This window comes from Bacillus sp. FSL M8-0063, assembly GCF_038005545.1.
In the GTDB taxonomy this organism is placed as follows: domain Bacteria; phylum Bacillota; class Bacilli; order Bacillales; family Bacillaceae_G; genus Bacillus_A; species Bacillus_A wiedmannii.
Map to the genome: position 1 here is coordinate 2,218,200 of NZ_JBBOTJ010000001.1, position 18,962 is coordinate 2,237,161.

At 31.7% G+C, this 18,962-nt stretch carries 17 protein-coding genes, 4 pseudogenes and 1 other annotated feature; of the genes and pseudogenes, 15 read left to right on the forward strand and 6 right to left on the reverse strand.

Translation table 11 applies throughout. The features are described 5' to 3' along the window. Positions 1-38 precede the first annotated feature (38 nt). Both MKX31_RS11125 and MKX31_RS29275 read left to right on the forward strand, forming a co-directional pair. Positions 39-340: pseudogene (locus tag MKX31_RS11125) on the forward strand (hypothetical protein). Between the two features lie 9 nt (positions 341-349). Further along, positions 350-475: pseudogene (locus MKX31_RS29275) on the forward strand (replication-relaxation family protein); the annotation flags it as partial. A gap of 274 nt (positions 476-749) precedes the next feature. Here the strand turns inward: MKX31_RS29275 and splB are convergent. The 3 genes from splB to MKX31_RS11140 form a co-directional block, all read right to left on the reverse strand. Beyond that, complete coding sequence (splB, locus tag MKX31_RS11130; protein WP_340980830.1) at positions 750-1,778, reverse strand: spore photoproduct lyase; 1,029 nt, start codon at positions 1,776-1,778, stop codon at positions 750-752. Next, entirely contained in the window at positions 1,775-2,038 is a 264-nt protein-coding gene (locus tag MKX31_RS11135) for a transcriptional regulator SplA domain-containing protein (protein WP_064475375.1), read from the reverse strand. Before MKX31_RS11135 ends, splB begins: the two co-directional genes overlap by 4 nt. A 162-nt stretch (positions 2,039-2,200) precedes the next feature. After that, entirely contained in the window at positions 2,201-2,374 is a 174-nt protein-coding gene (locus MKX31_RS11140; RefSeq protein ID WP_000354585.1) for a hypothetical protein, read from the reverse strand. A 257-nt stretch (positions 2,375-2,631) separates the two neighbouring features. Here MKX31_RS11140 and MKX31_RS11145 point away from each other — a divergent pair, with 257 nt between their 5' ends. Beyond that, on the forward strand, positions 2,632-2,994 hold the full coding sequence (locus MKX31_RS11145) for a carboxymuconolactone decarboxylase family protein (protein WP_340980832.1): 363 nt from the start codon (positions 2,632-2,634) through the stop codon (positions 2,992-2,994). A 119-nt stretch (positions 2,995-3,113) separates the two neighbouring features. Here the strand turns inward: MKX31_RS11145 and MKX31_RS11150 are convergent, their stop codons facing one another. Both MKX31_RS11150 and MKX31_RS11155 read right to left on the reverse strand, forming a co-directional pair. Next, complete coding sequence (locus tag MKX31_RS11150) at positions 3,114-3,569, reverse strand: TspO/MBR family protein (protein ID WP_088046698.1); 456 nt, start codon at positions 3,567-3,569, stop codon at positions 3,114-3,116. A gap of 347 nt (positions 3,570-3,916) precedes the next feature. Then, entirely contained in the window at positions 3,917-4,798 is an 882-nt protein-coding gene (locus MKX31_RS11155; RefSeq protein WP_064475378.1) for a protein kinase domain-containing protein, read from the reverse strand. Positions 4,799-4,925: 127 nt separating this feature from the next. Here MKX31_RS11155 and MKX31_RS11160 point away from each other — a divergent pair, with 127 nt between their 5' ends. From MKX31_RS11160 to MKX31_RS11195, 9 genes and pseudogenes are all read left to right on the forward strand, one after another. Then, positions 4,926-5,438 (forward strand): GrpB family protein, encoded by a 513-nt coding sequence (locus tag MKX31_RS11160; RefSeq protein WP_088046696.1) that lies wholly within the window; start codon positions 4,926-4,928, stop codon positions 5,436-5,438. Positions 5,439-5,609: 171 nt separating this feature from the next. After that, positions 5,610-6,599, forward strand: a complete 990-nt coding sequence (locus MKX31_RS11165; protein WP_064475380.1) for a zinc-binding dehydrogenase — start codon at positions 5,610-5,612, stop codon at positions 6,597-6,599. Between the two features lie 261 nt (positions 6,600-6,860). Next, on the forward strand, positions 6,861-7,460 hold the full coding sequence (locus MKX31_RS11170; RefSeq protein WP_064475381.1) for an undecaprenyl-diphosphatase: 600 nt from the start codon (positions 6,861-6,863) through the stop codon (positions 7,458-7,460). A 297-nt stretch (positions 7,461-7,757) separates the two neighbouring features. Further along, positions 7,758-9,896 carry a penicillin-binding protein gene (locus MKX31_RS11175; protein WP_064475382.1) on the forward strand — a complete coding sequence of 713 codons (2,139 nt, stop codon included), beginning with the start codon at positions 7,758-7,760 and terminating at the stop codon, positions 9,894-9,896. 176 nt (positions 9,897-10,072) lie between these two features. Next, positions 10,073-10,331, forward strand: a binding site (T-box leader). Between the two features lie 65 nt (positions 10,332-10,396). Next, positions 10,397-11,635: an MFS transporter gene (locus MKX31_RS11180; RefSeq protein WP_064475383.1), complete on the forward strand. Its 1,239-nt coding sequence runs from the start codon at positions 10,397-10,399 to the stop codon at positions 11,633-11,635. Between the two features lie 123 nt (positions 11,636-11,758). Next, positions 11,759-11,864, forward strand: a pseudogene (locus tag MKX31_RS29280) (penicillin-binding protein); the annotation flags it as partial. A gap of 22 nt (positions 11,865-11,886) precedes the next feature. Further along, positions 11,887-12,096 (forward strand): annotated as a pseudogene (locus MKX31_RS11185) (GNAT family N-acetyltransferase); the annotation flags it as partial. A gap of 257 nt (positions 12,097-12,353) precedes the next feature. Next, positions 12,354-12,860 (forward strand): DUF3189 family protein, encoded by a 507-nt coding sequence (locus tag MKX31_RS11190; RefSeq protein WP_064475384.1) that lies wholly within the window; start codon positions 12,354-12,356, stop codon positions 12,858-12,860. Between the two features lie 200 nt (positions 12,861-13,060). Next, positions 13,061-13,867: a DegV family protein gene (locus MKX31_RS11195; protein WP_064475385.1), complete on the forward strand. Its 807-nt coding sequence runs from the start codon at positions 13,061-13,063 to the stop codon at positions 13,865-13,867. A 134-nt stretch (positions 13,868-14,001) separates the two neighbouring features. Here the strand turns inward: MKX31_RS11195 and MKX31_RS11200 are convergent, their stop codons facing one another. Beyond that, positions 14,002-14,574, reverse strand: coding sequence for a DJ-1/PfpI family protein (locus tag MKX31_RS11200; RefSeq protein ID WP_064475386.1), 573 nt, complete (start codon positions 14,572-14,574; stop codon positions 14,002-14,004). A gap of 584 nt (positions 14,575-15,158) precedes the next feature. On the opposite strand from MKX31_RS11200, the gene MKX31_RS11205 reads away from it, so the two are divergent. The 3 genes from MKX31_RS11205 to MKX31_RS11215 all read left to right on the forward strand — a co-directional run bounded on the left by MKX31_RS11205 (position 15,159) and on the right by MKX31_RS11215 (position 18,824). Beyond that, positions 15,159-16,382, forward strand: a complete 1,224-nt coding sequence (locus tag MKX31_RS11205) for a methyltransferase domain-containing protein (RefSeq protein WP_064475387.1) — start codon at positions 15,159-15,161, stop codon at positions 16,380-16,382. 112 nt (positions 16,383-16,494) lie between these two features. Continuing rightward, positions 16,495-17,799 carry an MFS transporter gene (locus MKX31_RS11210; RefSeq protein ID WP_064475388.1) on the forward strand — a complete coding sequence of 435 codons (1,305 nt, stop codon included), beginning with the start codon at positions 16,495-16,497 and terminating at the stop codon, positions 17,797-17,799. Between the two features lie 515 nt (positions 17,800-18,314). Continuing rightward, positions 18,315-18,824 carry a DUF7018 domain-containing (lipo)protein gene (locus MKX31_RS11215; RefSeq protein ID WP_340980835.1) on the forward strand — a complete coding sequence of 170 codons (510 nt, stop codon included), beginning with the start codon at positions 18,315-18,317 and terminating at the stop codon, positions 18,822-18,824. Positions 18,825-18,962: the final 138 nt, after the last annotated feature.

The window sequence follows — 18,962 nt, forward strand, 5'->3', positions numbered from 1 at the left end:
GAGTGAAATCAAGGACATCAAGAGGGGAGAGGGCGCGTATGCGTTGGCAATATTCACATTTGAACGAAACGCCTTACCTGTATCCATCAAAAGAATTAAGAGGTATGTATAGGGATTCAAATGGCAAAAAAGAAACAAATGCAATTGTGGACCACATGGCAAGACAGGAGGTTTTTGATAATCGTGAGTACAAGGCTATTACCGTTTATCAAACGATATTATAGATGATTTATATGAAGATGAGGATGAAGTGCTTGAGTGGGGAGATGTCATTAATGAGTATCAGCCGGTTATGACAGCGAAGGGATTACAACTCATTCAAAAAGAGGGATTTAAATGACAATCGTAGGAGAAGCATAACGGGAAAATGTCAGTTATTCATTTCTTTACAGTAACCAAATACAGAGAAAAGAAACTCGAAGAGTTGGCAGCTAAATATGATGTTTTTGTGAAGGTTTATGTAATAGAAGATATATATAAAGTAATAACATGTTTTAAAACGAACTGGTTAACACTTGAGGTAAGAGTTCTATTGCATTTGTAAAAGCAAATTAAGCCTATGTGTATGTGAAGAAAAAACAAAAACCGCCCTTGATGAGACGGCTTTTTAACTAATAAACCTATTAAAAAAATTTAGGATTTGAATTTTCAATGTTTCTAAAGGGTGCGGTGCATTAGCACCATATTCTTTTGTTTTTGGGGTGAGTAATTTCTTAGATTAGTGAAGAAAAGAACGTTGTTCTTTCTTTTTATGTAAAATATTCTAACTTGGCATTAGGAAAGAACTGTTTCATATAGGAATACAGATAATTTTTTATATCCTCTTCTTCTTCTTTTTGATAAATGTATTTTCCGATGCCATATTTCCCCCATTTATATCTTCTTTTCTCTTCATCTAATTCTAATTTTGTCATCGGGTAGTTTTTTTCAATCACCCTCTTAGCTGGCTTTGTAAAACGATGTTGAATAAATTCAAATGTAATATCATCCCGAGCATCAAGAGGTAATTCAGCATTTAGGCGTTCAAACATATGATAGTATCCATCCTGCCAGCCTTCATGAAGGTAAATAGGGGCTACAATGAAACCAAGAGGATAGCCTGCTCTAGCTACTTTTCCTGCTGCTTCAATTCGTTTGGCTAAGGGAGAAGTTCCTGGTTCAAAGTTTTTAATCACATAATCAGCGTTTACACTAAAGCGAAATCTTGTCTTTCCATTATGTTTAGCATCAAGTAAATGATCTACATGGTGGAATTTCGTAACAAACCTCAATTTACCATATTCCGATTCTCCAAAATGCTCGATGGCCCGTTTAAGAGTATGCGTTAAATAATCGATTCCTACAATATCTGAAGTACACGACGCTTCAAATCTTGTTAATTCAGGTGCACGCTCCTCCATATATTTGTCAGCAGCATCTAAAATTTCTTCAACATTTACATACGTTCGTATATATGGCTTACTTCCCAGCGTTGTTTGTAAATAACAATAATGACAATGTCCCATACATCCTGTTGCAAAAGGAATTGCATACTCCGCTGAAGGTTTGGAAGTATCAAATTTCAGCGTTTTTCTAACACCAACAACAAGTGTAGATTTTGCTACTCGATACTTTTGAAAATCGTTATCGCCTGGTAAATCTCTTACTTGATTATGGGAAGTAGTATGTCGAATTTCAACATCCATCTTTGAAAACTTCTCAAACAGCTCTTTCCCCAAAGGATAATCTAAAGCTTTAGGTTCAAAATATACAAGCTTAGGCATAAATGGTTTATTCATTCCAACATCCCCTCTGAAATATCACCATAATAGTAAGTGTACGCTTGGTTTGCCTCATCTTCGGTAGCATATACAGCCATTTCATTTGTTAGTGGATAATACGTTTCATAAAGAAATAATGCTAATTCATTAGGTCTTTCAGGGTTATTTACAACTGCCGCAGCTTGTATATTAGCTACGTCTTGAGTATGGGGATTTCGGTAAAAAATATAGACAATGTCACCAGCATGATATGTTTTACTTTCAGAAGAAAATTCCATTCTATCACCTTTTCATTTTGTATAATTCAATGTACAAATTTTTACTTTCTAATTTTCCTGTAGTGTAACCATTTAATTTCATTAATAAGATTACGTCATACAAACACAATTAATAATTGCACTACCAAAAAGGCAAGCATATATCAATGCTTGCCTTTCGTTCTAACGACGATGTTCAACAAGATCAATTACACCTAAAACCACGTGAGCTAAACCAAAACCAAATACTGTATTTGCAATCATTTTATTAGTTCCACGAGTTTGTTTAAGAGCATAACCTGCTGCTGTCACTGCTGTACCTAGAGCTGTTGGAATTAATCCTTCACGAATGTCCACAGTGATGCCTCCTTGTATCGTAGTTAGTAATAAATTTGTTTCAATCCTTTGAAGTAAAGCGTTGAAACAAGTATTAGTATTTTTCTTTTTAGTAAAATTATGTGGAGTTTTTATGAATAAGTATTTCGGATTCATTACAGCAATAGAGAGTGAAGAAAATATAACCTGTTTTCTATTACCAATTATGAGTAATCAAAACTGTTTAGGCCCATACTAATCTGTGTTTAATACATGATAGATATGAAGTTGAATATAAAATGGAACATAAAGGTAAAAATTCAATAGAAGATGCATTACTTCAGTACAAATATGGTTTGGGAGTATTTGCTGAGAAGATGCCGAAACCTACTGAACAATTTAATTCATTTACGGAAGAGTACTTTAAAGATGGTGCGCTATCAAAAAAGCAAAAACAATTGATTGCATTAGGTATTAGTCTTTATTCACAGGATGAGTATTGTATTATTTATCATACAAAGGGATGTTTTGATCAAGGAGCTTCTGAACAAGAAATACTAGAAAGCATTGGTGTAACGGCAGCATTTGGCTGTGGCCCTACTATGAGTCAAGCAGTCACACTTGTTCAAAAATGTATAGAAGAACTAAAGAATATGAATTAATTAGAATAGAATTGATTGCATGAAAGTTTAGCTTTTTTATTTCTAAAATGTTTTTTTATTAATTGGCAAACATGAAAAAACTTGAGCATTTTTGGTTATGCTCAAGTTTTTATAAGATATTAATTCATACTAAAAATCGTCCAGGATAAGTATGTAGCAAATGCAGACCATAAAAAATATGGGATGAATAAGTAAGTTGATATCTTAGATAATTTCAAAGAAAAGACAATTAGTAACAATGTGGTAATTGTGATTAAAAAACAATCTATTGTTGCTAAAAATAAATTCTTTTGGCTAAATTGAAAATAACTGAACGCTTGATTGCAGATATAATTTAAAAGAAATAGGAACCAATATAGTTTTTGATGAAGCCCATACCTGTTATAAATAATTGTAATTGATAATGCAATAAGCCCATATAAAAAAAACCAAACAATTCCGATTATCATACCAGAAGGAGTCCAAGGTGGTTTTTGCAGGGCATCATACCAAACACGATCGATAGGGAATAAAATACTGGAAAGATAAAATAAACCATATGTGAGTAAGAATATCATGATACTAGATTTTTTCATAAACATTCTCCTTATTATATAGAAGATTACAGAACTCTATACAATAGTATGTCCTTCCAACAAATACAATTATTATATTCAATATGTACATAGGTATTTTTGTTGAAATTATTTAGCATTAGGATCTACAGAGAAAAGAGGCTGGAGGATATAATTGCAAAGGATGTTGTATTTAAAAGGTTTAGTAATAGAAGAAATAAAAAAGTGCTAACAAGTTTGCAAACGAACTTGCTAACACCTATACAAAATAGACTTAACCAAGTAGACAGTACTAATATGCAATATTCATGAAAGCATCTATGTTATACATGATTATAGTAGAAACTTTATGTTTTTAATAATATTGGTTATATATTTTCAGCATTTGCCACGTTTATCCACTCTTCATAAAATACTTTAACTGATTCATATCGTTCAGCTCGGCTTTCATTTACAGCACGATACGCTATTTCATATAAATCCCTACTTGCTTCCCATTTTGTAAAGGAACGATCTTTTCCACCTCCTAAAATTTCGAAAGCCATCGCCCCCATATTAAATACATTTGTTCTTGCATCAATCATAGCGTTTAGCTCAAATTCTTCAGGAGACATAAAACGCGAGGAACCCCATAATCTTCCCATTTTATTCACGTATGGTTTTTTAGAATATAAATCAATATCACAAATCTTCGTCTTATTTGTATGAAAATTATATAAAATACTACCGTCATAAAAATCTATTGCTACATAGTTTTCCTTTTCGACATATGTATGGAAAGAAAACATAGAATTTAAGGATTGAATTCGCTCCAAAACAGATAAATGCTTATATTTATAATAAGGAGAGTTTGGATTTTTATATTTCTCAGGAGGCGGGAAACTCCAATGTGAATGAAGACATTCGCCATCAAACCAATCAAAAATTAAGACATATCCAGATTGAACGGGAAAATGTTCAATTAATTGTATAAGTGATTCATGCTTTAATTCTTCATATAAGGAAACTGAATTTTTTAATCTATCAATTGCATCGCCGGTCTTTCCGTTATATGCAATTGTATGTGCCCCTGCATATTTAATAAATTTCTTATGCCCATCTTTTACTACACCAAAAGATAGATTTCCTGAATCTTGCTGGTCAAAAACCGCAAATACGGTTCCTAATTTCATAAGCCAATCAAAATTATGATATTTTTTTAATTGGAATGTTACTTGATTTAATTGAATTTCAACTGGAATATCTTTCATAATATACCTCACATTTATTATAATTAAGTTGTATATTTCAGTATTCGACATATTTTGTAAAAATCCTATGTTAATTACATTAAATTTTATAAATATAATAATAAATACTTATAAAAGGGTGAACAATATGGAACAACAAATCGTTATTAAACCATATCAAAAAGATTGGTATGAAGAGTATTTAATAGAAAAGGAGAAATTTATTTCATTATTTGGAGGAGAATGTATTGCTATTGAATACATAGGGAGCACATCTGTACAAGGATTAGGAGCGAAACCTCTAATTGATATGATGATTGGCGTAACGGATTTACAAATTACTGAAAAGAGGATTGAAGATTTGTTAAAAATTGGATATGAGTATGTTCCAAAAGAAACACCTAATCGACGTTTTTTTAGAAAAGGAAAATGGAGAGCTGGTACCCATCATTTGCATGTTTATATTTATAATAGTGACGAATGGAAAAACAATCTTTTATTTCGAGACTTTCTAATAAAACATGAATGGGCACGTAAAGAATATAGAGAATTAAAAGAGAAACTTGCAGCTACATATCCTTTTGATCGTGTTTCATATACAAAGGAAAAGGCACCGTTTATTCAAAGAATTTTAGAATTGGCCAAAACTCAAAAAAACTAAAATTACAGATTCTTATCTAAAAAATTTTAAAAACCCCTTCCTACGTTATTTATAGGGAGGAATTTTTTCTTTTGTCATAACGATATACATTATTTCTAATTATTGGAGACGGATTATTTTATTTATTTCGATATTTCTAGTACATTGAAAATATTAAGGGGGAATTAAACAATGAAAGCTATTGTACATCAATATAAAAAAGGGATAGAAGGATTAGAATATAAATTTTCATCTGAAACAAATCCTAATGCTGGTGAAGTAAAAGTAAAGTTAAAAGCTGCAGGATTAAATCATAGGGATTTATTTATTATAAACAATAGAAAAGAAATGGAGCTGCCGTTAGTAATAGGGTCAGATGGTTCAGGAATTGTTATAGAAATCGGAGAAGGTGTTTCAAATAATTTATTAAATAGCGAGGTTATTATAAATCCTAGCATTGGATGGGATAATATTGCTGAAATACCTGAGTTACCAGAGGTGTTAGGTGGACCGAAAGATGGTACGTTTGCTGAATATGTGATTGTACCAGCTGAAAATGTAGTGGCAAAACCGTCATATCTTACTTGGGATGAGGCTGGAGTTTTATCTTTATCGGCATTAACAGCATATAGAGCGCTTTTTACAAAAGGTAGATTGAAGTGTGGAGAACATGTTTTAATTCCGGGAATAGGCGGCGGTGTAGCGACATTTTCCATGTTATTTGCGAAAGCAATTGGTGCAAAAGTGATTGTTACTTCAAGGGTAGCGACTAAAAGACAGCTTGCTGAAAAATATGGCGCAGACATTTCTTTTAATAGTTCTGGAAATTGGGAAGAGAGTTTACGCGGAGAGAAAGTAGATTTAATAATTGATAGTATAGGTCCAGCAACATTTTTACAATATTTTGATGTATTAAAACCAAATGGGAGAATTGTTAATTTTGGTGCTAGCTCAGGAGATAAAATTGAATTACCTTTACGAGCATTATTTTATAATCAAATCGATATTATGGGGACATCTATGGGTAGCCGTGAGGAATTTAATGAAATGATTAAGTTTATAGAGAAATGTAAAATTAAACCAATTATTGATAAAGTTTATTCGTTAGAAGAAGCCATTCAAGCGTTAAGCCGTATGGAACAGGGCGAACAGTTCGGTAATATCGCTCTACGTATGGAATAAAAATATGATTTAATAACCTATGTTTTTATATGAATATGTTATGTAATATATACACTTATAGTTTGTGAATCATTTGATTTAAAAGGTTTTTCCACCCTATATATTTTTAATACATGTAAATAGTTACATAATTGTCAAATGAAAAATAGTAAAATGAATAAATTGAAAATCTAAATGTGTGTAAATATTGTATACTGTGTAAATCAAGTAAACTTGTAACTTAATTTCAAGTAAAACAAGAAATTGTAAGGAGAGAGTAATGTGAATTACACAGTATTTCAATGGATAAACAATTTAGCAGGTACATCTGCGCTCTTAGATAAGGCAATGATTGCTATTACAAATAGCGCTGCATATGTGGCTATTCTATTCATGTTTATCTTATGGTTTCATAACGGAAAGAAAGAGAATGCGATAAGAAAACAATATACAGTGTTGTATACGACACTTTCAGTAATAATTGCATTACTAGTAAATGTTTTTATTCATGTAGTATATTATCATCCACGTCCTTTTGTATCATATGAAGTGAATCAATTAGTACCTCATGCAGAAAACTCATCATTTGTTAGTGATCATTCTGTACTTGTATTATCGATTGCATTCACTTTTATGCTTAGAGGAGAAAAGTTAAGATATATTGCATTTTTATGGGCGGTTTTAGTTTGTATATCTCGTTTGTATGTAGGTGTTCATTTTCCTTTAGATGTAATGGGTGCAGCTGTAATAACGATTATAACAAGCAGTTTATTATTGCAGAAAAAACGTATATTTGAACCAATCGCAAAACTTGTTTTCAAAATGTATGCACTCGTAGCGAAACGAATTCCTTTTCTAAAGAAATATAACCATGTAGCTTAAATTTCATAATTAATCTTATAGATTAGGCAAAAAAGCCTCCTTTGGAAATCCAGAGGAGGATTTTTTGTTGTATACAAGTGAATAGATTACTTCCAACAAAATTAAAAGAATGAATATTCTTGAATTTCACGTACTGTATTTTAAGTATGTAAATAAAATTACAATAACAACAACTAGTTTTGCATTGTTTTAAAGGAATTAAAAAGAAAACTTCGAAACATATAGTATCGAAAACAAAAATCACATATTTTAAAGCGAATCTTTGTATGTATCAATTAATAGAGAAAGGAGATAAACATGCATAAACTTCAAACGAATAAAGGCGCGCGGTATTTTATGGTTGCTTTTATTGTTTTGTTTCTTATTATGCTTTTGCGTTTTTTCTATATTCAGGCAGTAGGAGTCCTGCATAATGTGGATGTAAAGGATCTAGCAAATGAACAACATAATAAAAATGGTGTATTGGAAGCAAATCGTGGCACGATTTATGATCAAACTGGAAAAGTGCTAGTCCAAGATTCCACAACGTATCGTGTTGTTGTGAATTTAAAAGGAAAAGAAAACGTGAAAAATAAAGATGAAACCGCAGAACAATTAGCTGCCGCGCTTGAAATTGATAAAGAGGACGTACTAAAAAATTTTCACGAGGGACGTACGCAAGTTGAAATTGGAAAAGTTGGTCGGAATTTATCTAGAGAAGTGAAGGAAAAAATAAAACAATTAAAAATCCCTGGTGTATCCTTTATGTCAGAGAAAGCCAGAGTATATCCAAATGAAGATTTTGCATCCTATATACTTGGTTTTGCTAGACCAGATGATAAAGGAAATACAGAAGGGAAATTTGGACTTGAAAAAAGTCTAGATAAATATTTGCGCTCTACAAATGGGAAAATAGAATATGTGGGCACGCAAGGGGGGATTCCGCTTACGAATGATATAGGAAAAGTAGAAGCCGCTAAAAATGGAAATAACGTATACCTTACGCTTGATAAACAAATTAATGGTTTTTTAGAAGAAGCAATGAACAAGGCACAAGAACACTATGATCCTTCTATGTTAGTAGGAATCATAGCGGATCCAAAGACAGGCAAAGTTTTAGCGATGTCTAGTAAACCTAGTTTTAACCCCAATAAAGGTGATATCGAGTACTTTTTAAATGATCCAATCGCAAATGCATACGAACCCGGTTCAACAATGAAAATATTTACGTTAGCTGCTGCAATAAATGAAGGGGTATATAACGGGAAAGAATATTTCCAATCTGGAAAATATTCAGTTGGTTCATCTGATATAAAAGATCATAACGGTGGGTTTGGATGGGGATCTATTACATTTGATGAAGGCTTCGAAAGATCATCCAACGTAGCTTTTTCTATTTTAGAAGATCAGTTATTGAAACCGGATAAATTTAAGCAATATATGAATAAATTTGGATTCAACCAAAAAACCGGAATAGATTTACCTGGCGAAAGTAAAAACACATTATTATTAAATACACAAATTCAACAAGTCACAACTTCTTTCGGACAAGGTTCTACAGTAACTCCCATCCAATTAATCCAAGCAGCTACTGCTATAGCAAATGACGGAAAAATGATGCAACCATATATCGTTGACAAAGTTGTAAATCCAACAAACAAACAAGTTATTATGGAAAATCAACCGAAAGAAATTGGGAATCCGATAAAAAAAGAGACAGCGGACAAAGTAAGAGACTTAATGGAGCGTGTTATTACGTCTTCAAAAGGTACTGGTACAATGTATAAAGTGGATGATTATCCAATAGGAGGTAAGACCGGAACAGCGCAAATTCCGAATCCTGAAAATGGACGATATATGGAAGGGAAAGAAAATTATATTTTTTCATTTTTAGGTATGGCTCCGATTGATGACCCAGAGTTAATTGTATACTTAGCTATTAAACACCCAAAGTTAAAGGGAGACGAGTATGGAGCTCAGCCGCTTGCTGAAATATTTAAACCAGTTGTGAAAAATAGCCTTGAATATTTAAAGGTGAAACCATATACAGAAAAACAAATGGTAGATGCAACGAAACGATCCCAATTAAAAGTACAAAACTATGTCAATCAATCAATGGATACAGTAGAGAATAGTGTAAAAAAAGAGAAGCTTCAACCGATAATTTTAGGCGAAGGAAAAATAATAAAACAATATCCGCAATCTGGTGAAGTAATGAGTGAAGGGGATCGTATATTTTTATTAGGGAAGAACGCAATAATGCCAAATTTACAAGGTTGGTCAATGCGTGATGTTATGTATTTCTCTAAATTATTAAAATTAGATTTAAAAACTACAGGTACGGGCTATGTAACGAGTCAGAGCATTGAAAAGGGAGAAGATATACAAGAAGGCGATGCATTAATCCTAGAATTGGAACCACCGTTACAACCGTTAGCAGAGGCGAATACAAACTGATTCGGACAAAGTGAAGGGTCTATATACAATAGGCTCTTTTTTTTATAGATTTAAGTAATTTCACGCACCGTAATTTATTTAAAAAATAATAAATGAGAGAATCAACAGTGACACTTCGTAAATATCTGATTATTTTATATTTACAGTTAACGTAACTTGTGATATTATGGAAAAAATTAAATGTAGTGAAGAGAAGAGTAGATAAAATGAATTTTTCACAGAGAGCTCTATTTAGCTGAAAAGGAGCAAAAATTCTTTATTGAACCAAGCCTCTGAGCAGCACATCGGAACCTTTTATTAGGGGATAGTGTGACGGGAGCTCCCGTTATAGGGCTATGGTATAAGCATGTAATAGAATGCAGTACCTGATAAGGTTAATATGGCGACATATTAACAAACTAGGGTGGCACCGCGATGATAAATCTCGTCCCTAAGACTAAAAGTCTTGGGGGTGGGATTTTTTTATTGTTTTAAAACAATTTGGAAAGCGGGGGCCTAAAATGAAAAACACACTTAAAGATTGGAAATATCCTTTATTACTACTGTCTGGAGTTGGTATTGCGAATTTAGGGGCATGGATTTACTTAATAGCACTAAATGTACTTGTCTATAATATGGGGGGATCAGCCTTAGCTGTTGCTACTTTATATGTAATTAAACCATTAGCCGCTTTATTTACAAACGCTTGGTCAGGAAGTATGATTGATCGTTTAAATAAACGGAAGTTAATGATTCATCTCGATATATATCGTGCGGTATTTATCGCTATTTTACCTCTACTTCCATCACTTTGGTTTGTTTATGTATTCGTATTCTTTATAAGTATGGCCAGTGCGATTTATGAGCCAACTGCTATGACGTATATGACAAAATTAATTCCCGTGGAGCAAAGACAACGTTTTAACTCATTACGTAGTTTAATAGGGTCTGGTGCATTTTTAATTGGTCCAGCGATAGCGGGAGTATTGTTAATAGCAAGTACACCGGAGTTTGCTATATATATAAATGCTATAGCATTTCTCATATCAGGAGTAATTACATTGCTGTTACCTAATCTTGATAAAAAATCCGATATTCATACGTCAAATGACAAGCTATCTCTAGCTGTACTAAAAAAAGATTGGAACATCGTTTTAAATTTTAGTAAAAAATCTTTATATATCGTTTTTGTCTACTTCTTATTTCAAGGAATGATGGTTTTAGTTGCCGCAAATGATTCACTTGAATTATCATTTGCGAAAGAAGTTTTATTGTTAACAGATAGTGAATATGGCTTTTTAGTTAGTATCGCTGGAGCTGGGTTTATTTTAGGAGCCATAACAAATACAATTTTATCAAAAAAATTAACACCATCATTTTTAATTGGAATAGGATCATTATTCATTGCAATCGGTTATTTAATTTATGCTTTTTCAAATGAATTTTTAATAGCGACTATCGGATTCTTTATTTTATCTTTCTCTATGGCATATGCAAATACGGGATTTTATACTTTTTATCAAAATAATATACCTGTCCATATCATGGGACGGATTGGGAGTATATATGGACTTGTGATTGCGGGCATCACCATTTTAATTACGATATTGTTCGGAGTTGCCACTCAATTTATTTCTATACAACTTGTGGTTATTGTAGGCTCATTAGTAATGTTACTTATAACTATCATATTGTGTGTGTTTACTTTATTGCCATCACAGTCTAAGATGTATTCCTCTGAGTCAATCAATTCGAAATAGTTCTCTTGGTTTTGATTTATGGTATTCAATAGGAGGGTTCACCCTCCTATATATGAAAATATAAGAAAGGTGAACAATATTGATAAACAAGGGTGGTTTTTGTAATGAAAACAAAAGATCAAATTTGCACCTGGAAGTAAGTTTCACTACAACAATGCAGGTTTTATCATACTGGGATTAATAATCGAAGAACAGACAGACAGGACTTGAATTTACGGAATATATAGAAAAAACATATTCAATCCAATTAGTATGAAAAGAACGGATTTGTAAACGTAGATTCATATTTACACGTATACTCGGATCATAAAGACGAGATAAAAGGTGTCATGAAAAGTAATATAGATCAGCTATATCCAGTTCAAACATTTGCTCATTATACAGGTGAAAATAAAGAAGACATAAGAAAACAATTTAAACGAGTTCATGATTGTTTTTGTTTCGAAAAGTATTTTAACTAACAGTTCATACAGGTTAATAGATATGTTTGTTTTGAATAAAGATGCTAACAGATGTACGAGTCAAACGTACGTCTGTTTATTTTTATTAATAATGCTTACGACTATTACATTGTGTACCGTAATAAATAGATGATAGTATAATCGAAAAATATATAATGAATTAACAAAAAAATTGTAAATACATTCATCCTTTGTTTATCAATGCTGTGAACGGTAATACTAAATAACATTGAACTTTTACAACAAGGAATGATAATATGATATTTATTTACACAGATTTCGGCGGAACACATTCAACTTCACTTGCTGCAGCTTATCATTTAAATAAATTACCAACGGATCGTAAGTTAACGAAAGAAGAAATTTTGAATGTAGATTACTTTAATAAATTGAAAACAGAGGATATGGGGAAAATTATTTTTCATGGAATAGACGAGAATGGTAATCCGGTTTATACAATTGGATGCGGCGCATCAAAAGTTGTTGTACCTGCGATGAAGCATTTAGGAGAGATTCTGCAAAAACATTATCAAAGTCATGAAAAGATTATTTTTTCTAATACATCACCAACAGTACCTATACCAATGACTTTCGGTGGTCTGTTTTCTAGAAGGTTCCACATTGACTTTATCGGTGTACCGTTACTTGTATGGGGAGCAAAACTTTGCTGTGATAACATACAAAGACTTGTTAGTTATACGAAAGAAGCTGGCCAATTGACGAACGATTATGTTGTAATTTTAGATAATGAAACTTTTAAATAATGTATGATAAGAAGAAAATCGGGCAAATACTTCGATTTTCTTCTTTTTTTGGTGAAAATGACAAAAAATATTCACATTTAATATCCATCTACTATAGCCAAAACAATAAAGTCCTGTTACTATTACAGGGATATTCTCTTTTCGTAACGTAAATATATAGAAAAGTCAGAAAAGAGGAATTGAATTAAGGGAGGAACAACATGAAGCGTGTTGCTTGGATTACTGATAGTACAACTGCGAGTTTTAAAACAGAAGGAGATAACTTTGTTATCCCAATTGAAGTTATTATTGATGGTGTGTCGTACAAAGATTGTGAAGAAGGTGTGCGTGAGCGCGTTTATAATGCTTTGAACGAAGGTAAAACTGTCACTACATCACAGCCTAACATAGGGGAAATGGTAGATTTATTTTCGAAATGCAAAGAAGAATATGAAGAGGGATTTGCAGTTGCTATTAGCGGAAAAGTAAGTGGAACTTATCAAAACATGAAGTTAGCTGCAGACATGGCAGGTTTCCCATTAACGGTATTGGATAGTGAAACAACAAGTTATCCAATGGATGAACTAATTAGAAAAGCGAAATCGTTATACAATGATGGTATGACGTTACAAGATATACACAAAACATTAGTAAATGAAAAAAGAAGACCTTTCCACGTATTCCCGAAAAGTTTAAAAGGCCTTTACGCAAGTGGACGTGTAAAGGGAGTTCAATTTTTACTTGGAAGTTTATTAAGTGTTAACTTAATATTAGAAGTAAAAGGTGGAGAACTTTTACTTGAAAAGAAAGTTCGCAAAATCCAAAAATGTCGAGAATACATTAAAAATGAGCTTGAAAAAGAATTACCAAAAGTACTTCATATGTTCCATGCTAACGATAAAGATGGAGCTGAAGAATGGATTTCAGATATTAGACAAGCATTCCCTGAAATGGACTTTAAATTATATCCATTACCAATTTCATTTGCGGTTCATGCAGGTGAAGGTACAATAGCAATTAGTTATTAAGATGAAAACCCGTGAATGATTCGCGGGTTTTTTATTTAATTAAATTGAAATTGGAGGCATATTACATCGCTATCAAGCAAAAAAGATCATTTTATCATTTTTGGGAGCAACCAATCCCTCAATTTGATTTGAAATTAAAAATATAAACCTTTGCCTACTGGCTGAACAGTTTCTAGCACAGTATTGACCATTTCTTCATTGATTAGGTTCCTTATAATCCAAGCTGAGAGATCTTGAGCTGCAAAACAGCCTGCAGCAGTCGAAATATTTCCTTCGTTCACGAAACTTTGTTCAATAACGTCCACATCAAATTCTTTAAGCTGTTCTACTGCGGATGGATATGTAGTGGCTTTTTTACCTGTTAGCAATTTTTTAGCTCCTAGTAGTAATGAACCAGAACACATAGATCCTATTAATTGTCTTTGAGGATTTACATGAATACTATTAAGATACTCTTGATTTGTATATAAATTTTGTACACCCTTACCACTTGCAAATATTACAGCGTCAGCAGACGGAATATCAGATATGCTTCCTGTCATGGGAATACGTAAGCCAGACATGGATATATGAGTTTTTCCCGTTCCTAATAGTTGAACGTCCCAATCAGAAATACCGCCAACTAAACGTACACGATTTAATAAATCCCATGGTAGAAAAACATCTATATCAGTAAAGTTATCAAAACAGACTATTGCAATTTTCATTTTCTAATCCACCCCTTACTGTTGTTACCAGTGCCAATTAACTTTTCTAATAAAACAATTCCTTTAACATTTGATTCTAATTCCATAAGTATATCCCCTTATTTACAAGATGAACTTCTCCTGTTTATGTTCTATATTAAGTTATAAATCCCTATATATTCCATGCATTTGAAAAAGGTGTTAGCAATTTTTTAACTCACCCAAACATATAAATCAATTAAATCTTCTGCTTAGTTTCTACCGATTCGTTCTACAAAACCAACATTTTTAGCAATAACTTTGTAAGGTATTTGGAAATGAGAATCTTTAACTTTCTCGAGCAAGTTGGTGTAATTCATCACATACAGAAATAGAAATAATAGTGTCATCAGAATAGTAGTCCTGCTCCACGGGTTAAATAAAGGAGAAGTGATGATATCCGTTTACATGTATATTTTATTAAATAAAAAATTATATACTTACAAAATATGTGGCATTGAAATATCCTATACATACCTTAAATTTTGTTGTATAGAGAGATAAAAGGATTTTTAAAGATAAAAATAGAAATCTATATAAAAATATATACAAATGGTAGGGATGTTATGAAAATTGGTAAGTTTGGAGAAGTAAATAACATAAGTATTGATACAATTAGACATTATATGGATCTTGGCCTCATTATTCCTGAAAAAAAGGGCGGTCACAATTTTTTTGACGAGTATTGTCAAACAGATTTAGAGCTTATATTACATTACAAAGAGCTAGGTTTTAGCTTGAATGAAATTAAAGAACTATTTTTTTATAAAAATTTAGCGAAATCTATGAATTACAAAAAAGATACTTTTTACCAATCTTTATTTAAATTGAAATATGACCAGATGGAACAGGAAATAGAACTTTTGGAGAAGAGACGGGATAAATTAAAGGAAGTGTTACATGATTTATTATTAACAAATGAAACTTCGAATTCAATTATAGGGATAGATTTAAACGTACTTCATTTGCTTACATGTTCTAAGTGTAGCAAAAAACTAATTCTTCAAGATGGAATTATTAATAACAATCAAATTACTGAGGGGAGGTTACTTTGTAATTGTGGTGAAGAATACATTATTACTTCAGGAATTATAAATGCTGGTAAATCATTTAAAGCAAATGAGCGAACGTCACTTGAAGATACTATTTCGGATTATATTCATGAAACTGATAATGCGTATTTGGAAAATATGCATAGGGAAGGGGAATGGGCGAAAAAGAAACTAATACATTTAAATTTAAATAACAAATTAATACTGGATTTAGGATCGGGACTTGGATTCTTTTTGAGAAACATTTATGAAGAACTTCCCGAAGATTGCCTATACATTGCAGTGGATCGAGATTTAAATAAACTTTTATTTTTAAAAGATGTATTAGCGAGAAGAAATCCGAAAAGAAACATCCTCTTTATCTGTGCTGATTTTTTGAATATCCCTATTCAGAATCAGTCAGTTGATATTGTAATTGATCATTCTGGTACGAGCAATTATAGTTTTGAGCATGAGGATTTTTTACTTCGCGAATTAAATCCACTCTTTAAAACGGATTGTTATTTAGTAAGTTTATTTATTTTATTTAAAAATTTCAGCTCAAATAGCCAAATTACAAATAACTTTCGAGAAAATTTTACACTTTCAAAAGTAACGAAAGAAATCCAAAATCTACACTTTCAATCCATCGATGAAAGTACTTCAAATTATTTGAAACGAGGAGGAAAGTACGAGGATTTCTTTGTTCAAGGAGAAGAAATTTATACATATTCATTTTTCGGAAAAAGATGGGGTTAACCCCATCTTTTATTTATTTTCCCTGAAAACTTTTCAAATAGTACATATTGCTATTGGGTTGACCCAAGAACTTACAATGTACGTAACACAAAATTAGGCAGGGGGAAAAGTGATGGGAAGTTTACGATTACATATAGAAAATAAAAAAAGAAACCAAGAACTAAGAAATATTTGTTTATATTCAATTGCAAAAACAGTATCAATATTCGGTAGCTCTATGTATAGTTTCGCACTAGGATTATATGTTTTACACATAACTGGATCTGCGTTAAATTTCGCAATTACGCTCATATTAGGAACGATTCCAATGATTGTTATGAATCCATTTGCTGGTGTAATCGCTGATAAGGTTGATAAAAAGAAACTAGTTGTTTGTATGGATTTACTAAGTGGGTGCTTATTAGTAACTGTTTATATATTAAGCAGCTATTATGGATTAAACTTATTCATCATTTATACTACTACCTTTCTAATGACGGTCTTTACAACCTTTTTTGGAATAGGATTAGAGGCTGCAAAACCAAATATCGTCTCTAAAAAGAGGCTTATGAGTATTAATTCAATAAGTAAAATTATCGATTCTGTATCTTTAATACTAGGCCCTATGCTAGGGGGGATTGTTTTTGCAGTCTTTGATATTAAAACATTTATCATTATAAACGGTATTTCATTTATTCTTTCGGGTATATCCATATTATTTATTAACTTTAAATTGTTCGAGCAAAACATAAACGAGGAATGTTCTATGGGAGAAATTAATTTTATTAAAGATATAAAAGAGGGATACTCTTACTTAATTGAGAGGAAAAGCTTAAAGAATACGTTTAATATATTAATTTCCCTTAATTTTTTCTTAGGTTTTGCTGTAACTGTTCCATTACCATACATTATTAATACAGTTCTCAATCTGAGTCCTAAACAATTTGGTATAATTCAAGGGACTTTTCCAATAGGTATGATAGTGGGTGCAATATTAGTAAAAAAGATAACTGATCGTTTTTCTTATTCCTATCTATTGAAAAAAATAAGTTTTATGTTGGCGATTTTTATGATAGTTTCAGGTATCCCTGTTTTATTCAAAAGTATTGAAGTAAGTAATATTGTATTTGTTACTATGTATTGCGCTATTATGTTCTTTGTAGGGCTAACGATAGCATTAATCGATATCCCTTTAATTTATTTTATGCAAAAAGAGATTCCAGATGAATATAGGGGTAGAGTGCTTAGTATTGGATTAAGTATAGGTAAAATGATGCAGCCGATAGCGCTGGTATTATCAGGTCTATTATTAAATCATATTCCAGCCTACACGATTCCAATTGGAGGGGGCATCGTATTTCTTATTTTGAATAAAGTTTATTCAAATAAGTTGAATTTAGAAATTCATTCAAAAGAGTATAGTGTTGAACGTAATTAAATAATATCGAAAAAGCGCTGGATCATCATCTTGCGCTTTTCTATCGTAATTCCGTTGTTATTCCACTTATACACTTATCAATATTATCTTCTTCAATACCAATAAATAATCCTCATACTTTTAAATCGAGATTGTAGAAATATTGTTAGTTGTAGCATGTCTCTTCACTGAATACTTAGACAAAAAGGATCTTAAACGTTGAAAAATACATTAGGGAGAGTATTGAAAAAGCATACGGTGGGGGGGATTATCTACAACTATAATACATGTTATTATATGTTCATATTATTAAAAACCTAAATTTTCCATTAGAGAACAGGAAAGGAACTATTATTTACTTTATGCTAGTCAAATACAACACCTTTAAATAAGTTATAAATAAGAAAAGATGCAACTCTAATTTATATAACGTCTTAAGGTGCAATAAACAATATTCATAGAGTGAATAAATTAGGAAGACTAAAGAAAGAGTTGGAAGAAACGTAGATATAGTTTAAACAAAGGGGTAAATATTAATGAAACGTAAAATATTAACAGTAGTTTTACCAATTACATTAGCATTAGGAGTAGGTTGCAGTAAGGATGTCTCCGAAACAAAGAAAACTGATAGTATAAAAGTAGCAGAAGAAAAGCAAGATGATGGTAGATTAAAAAACGCACATGATTACAAAGAAAAGGTTAATGATGTAGCAAAAGAGTGGGTAAACCAGTATCAAGTTATATCAGATGTAATAGCAAAAGACCCTTCATTTGCTACTACAGAAAATGAGTTTAAAACAGAAATAGGTAATTTTAAGGTTGTAACACAGAAAATGAAAGAGATAAAACCACCTAAGAAATATGATGATTTACAAAAAGAGTTGTCTGATGCAATGTTAATGTACGAAGACTCTTTAACAGAAATGGTAGAAGGTTTAGATAAAGGTAAACCCGAAACAGTCACACAGTCTTCTAAACATATGGATGATGCTTTAAAGAAGATAAAGAAAACAATACAGACAATAAAAGAACTAAACGATAAATAGTAGTAATTAGGATATAGATTTCTATGAGATACAAAATTCTAACTATATCTACAAGGGATTCTTTTGCATAGTGATCAAGATTTCCGGGATATTCCAAGCTAATATAATGATTCCCTACAAAAAATAAGACAGTACACA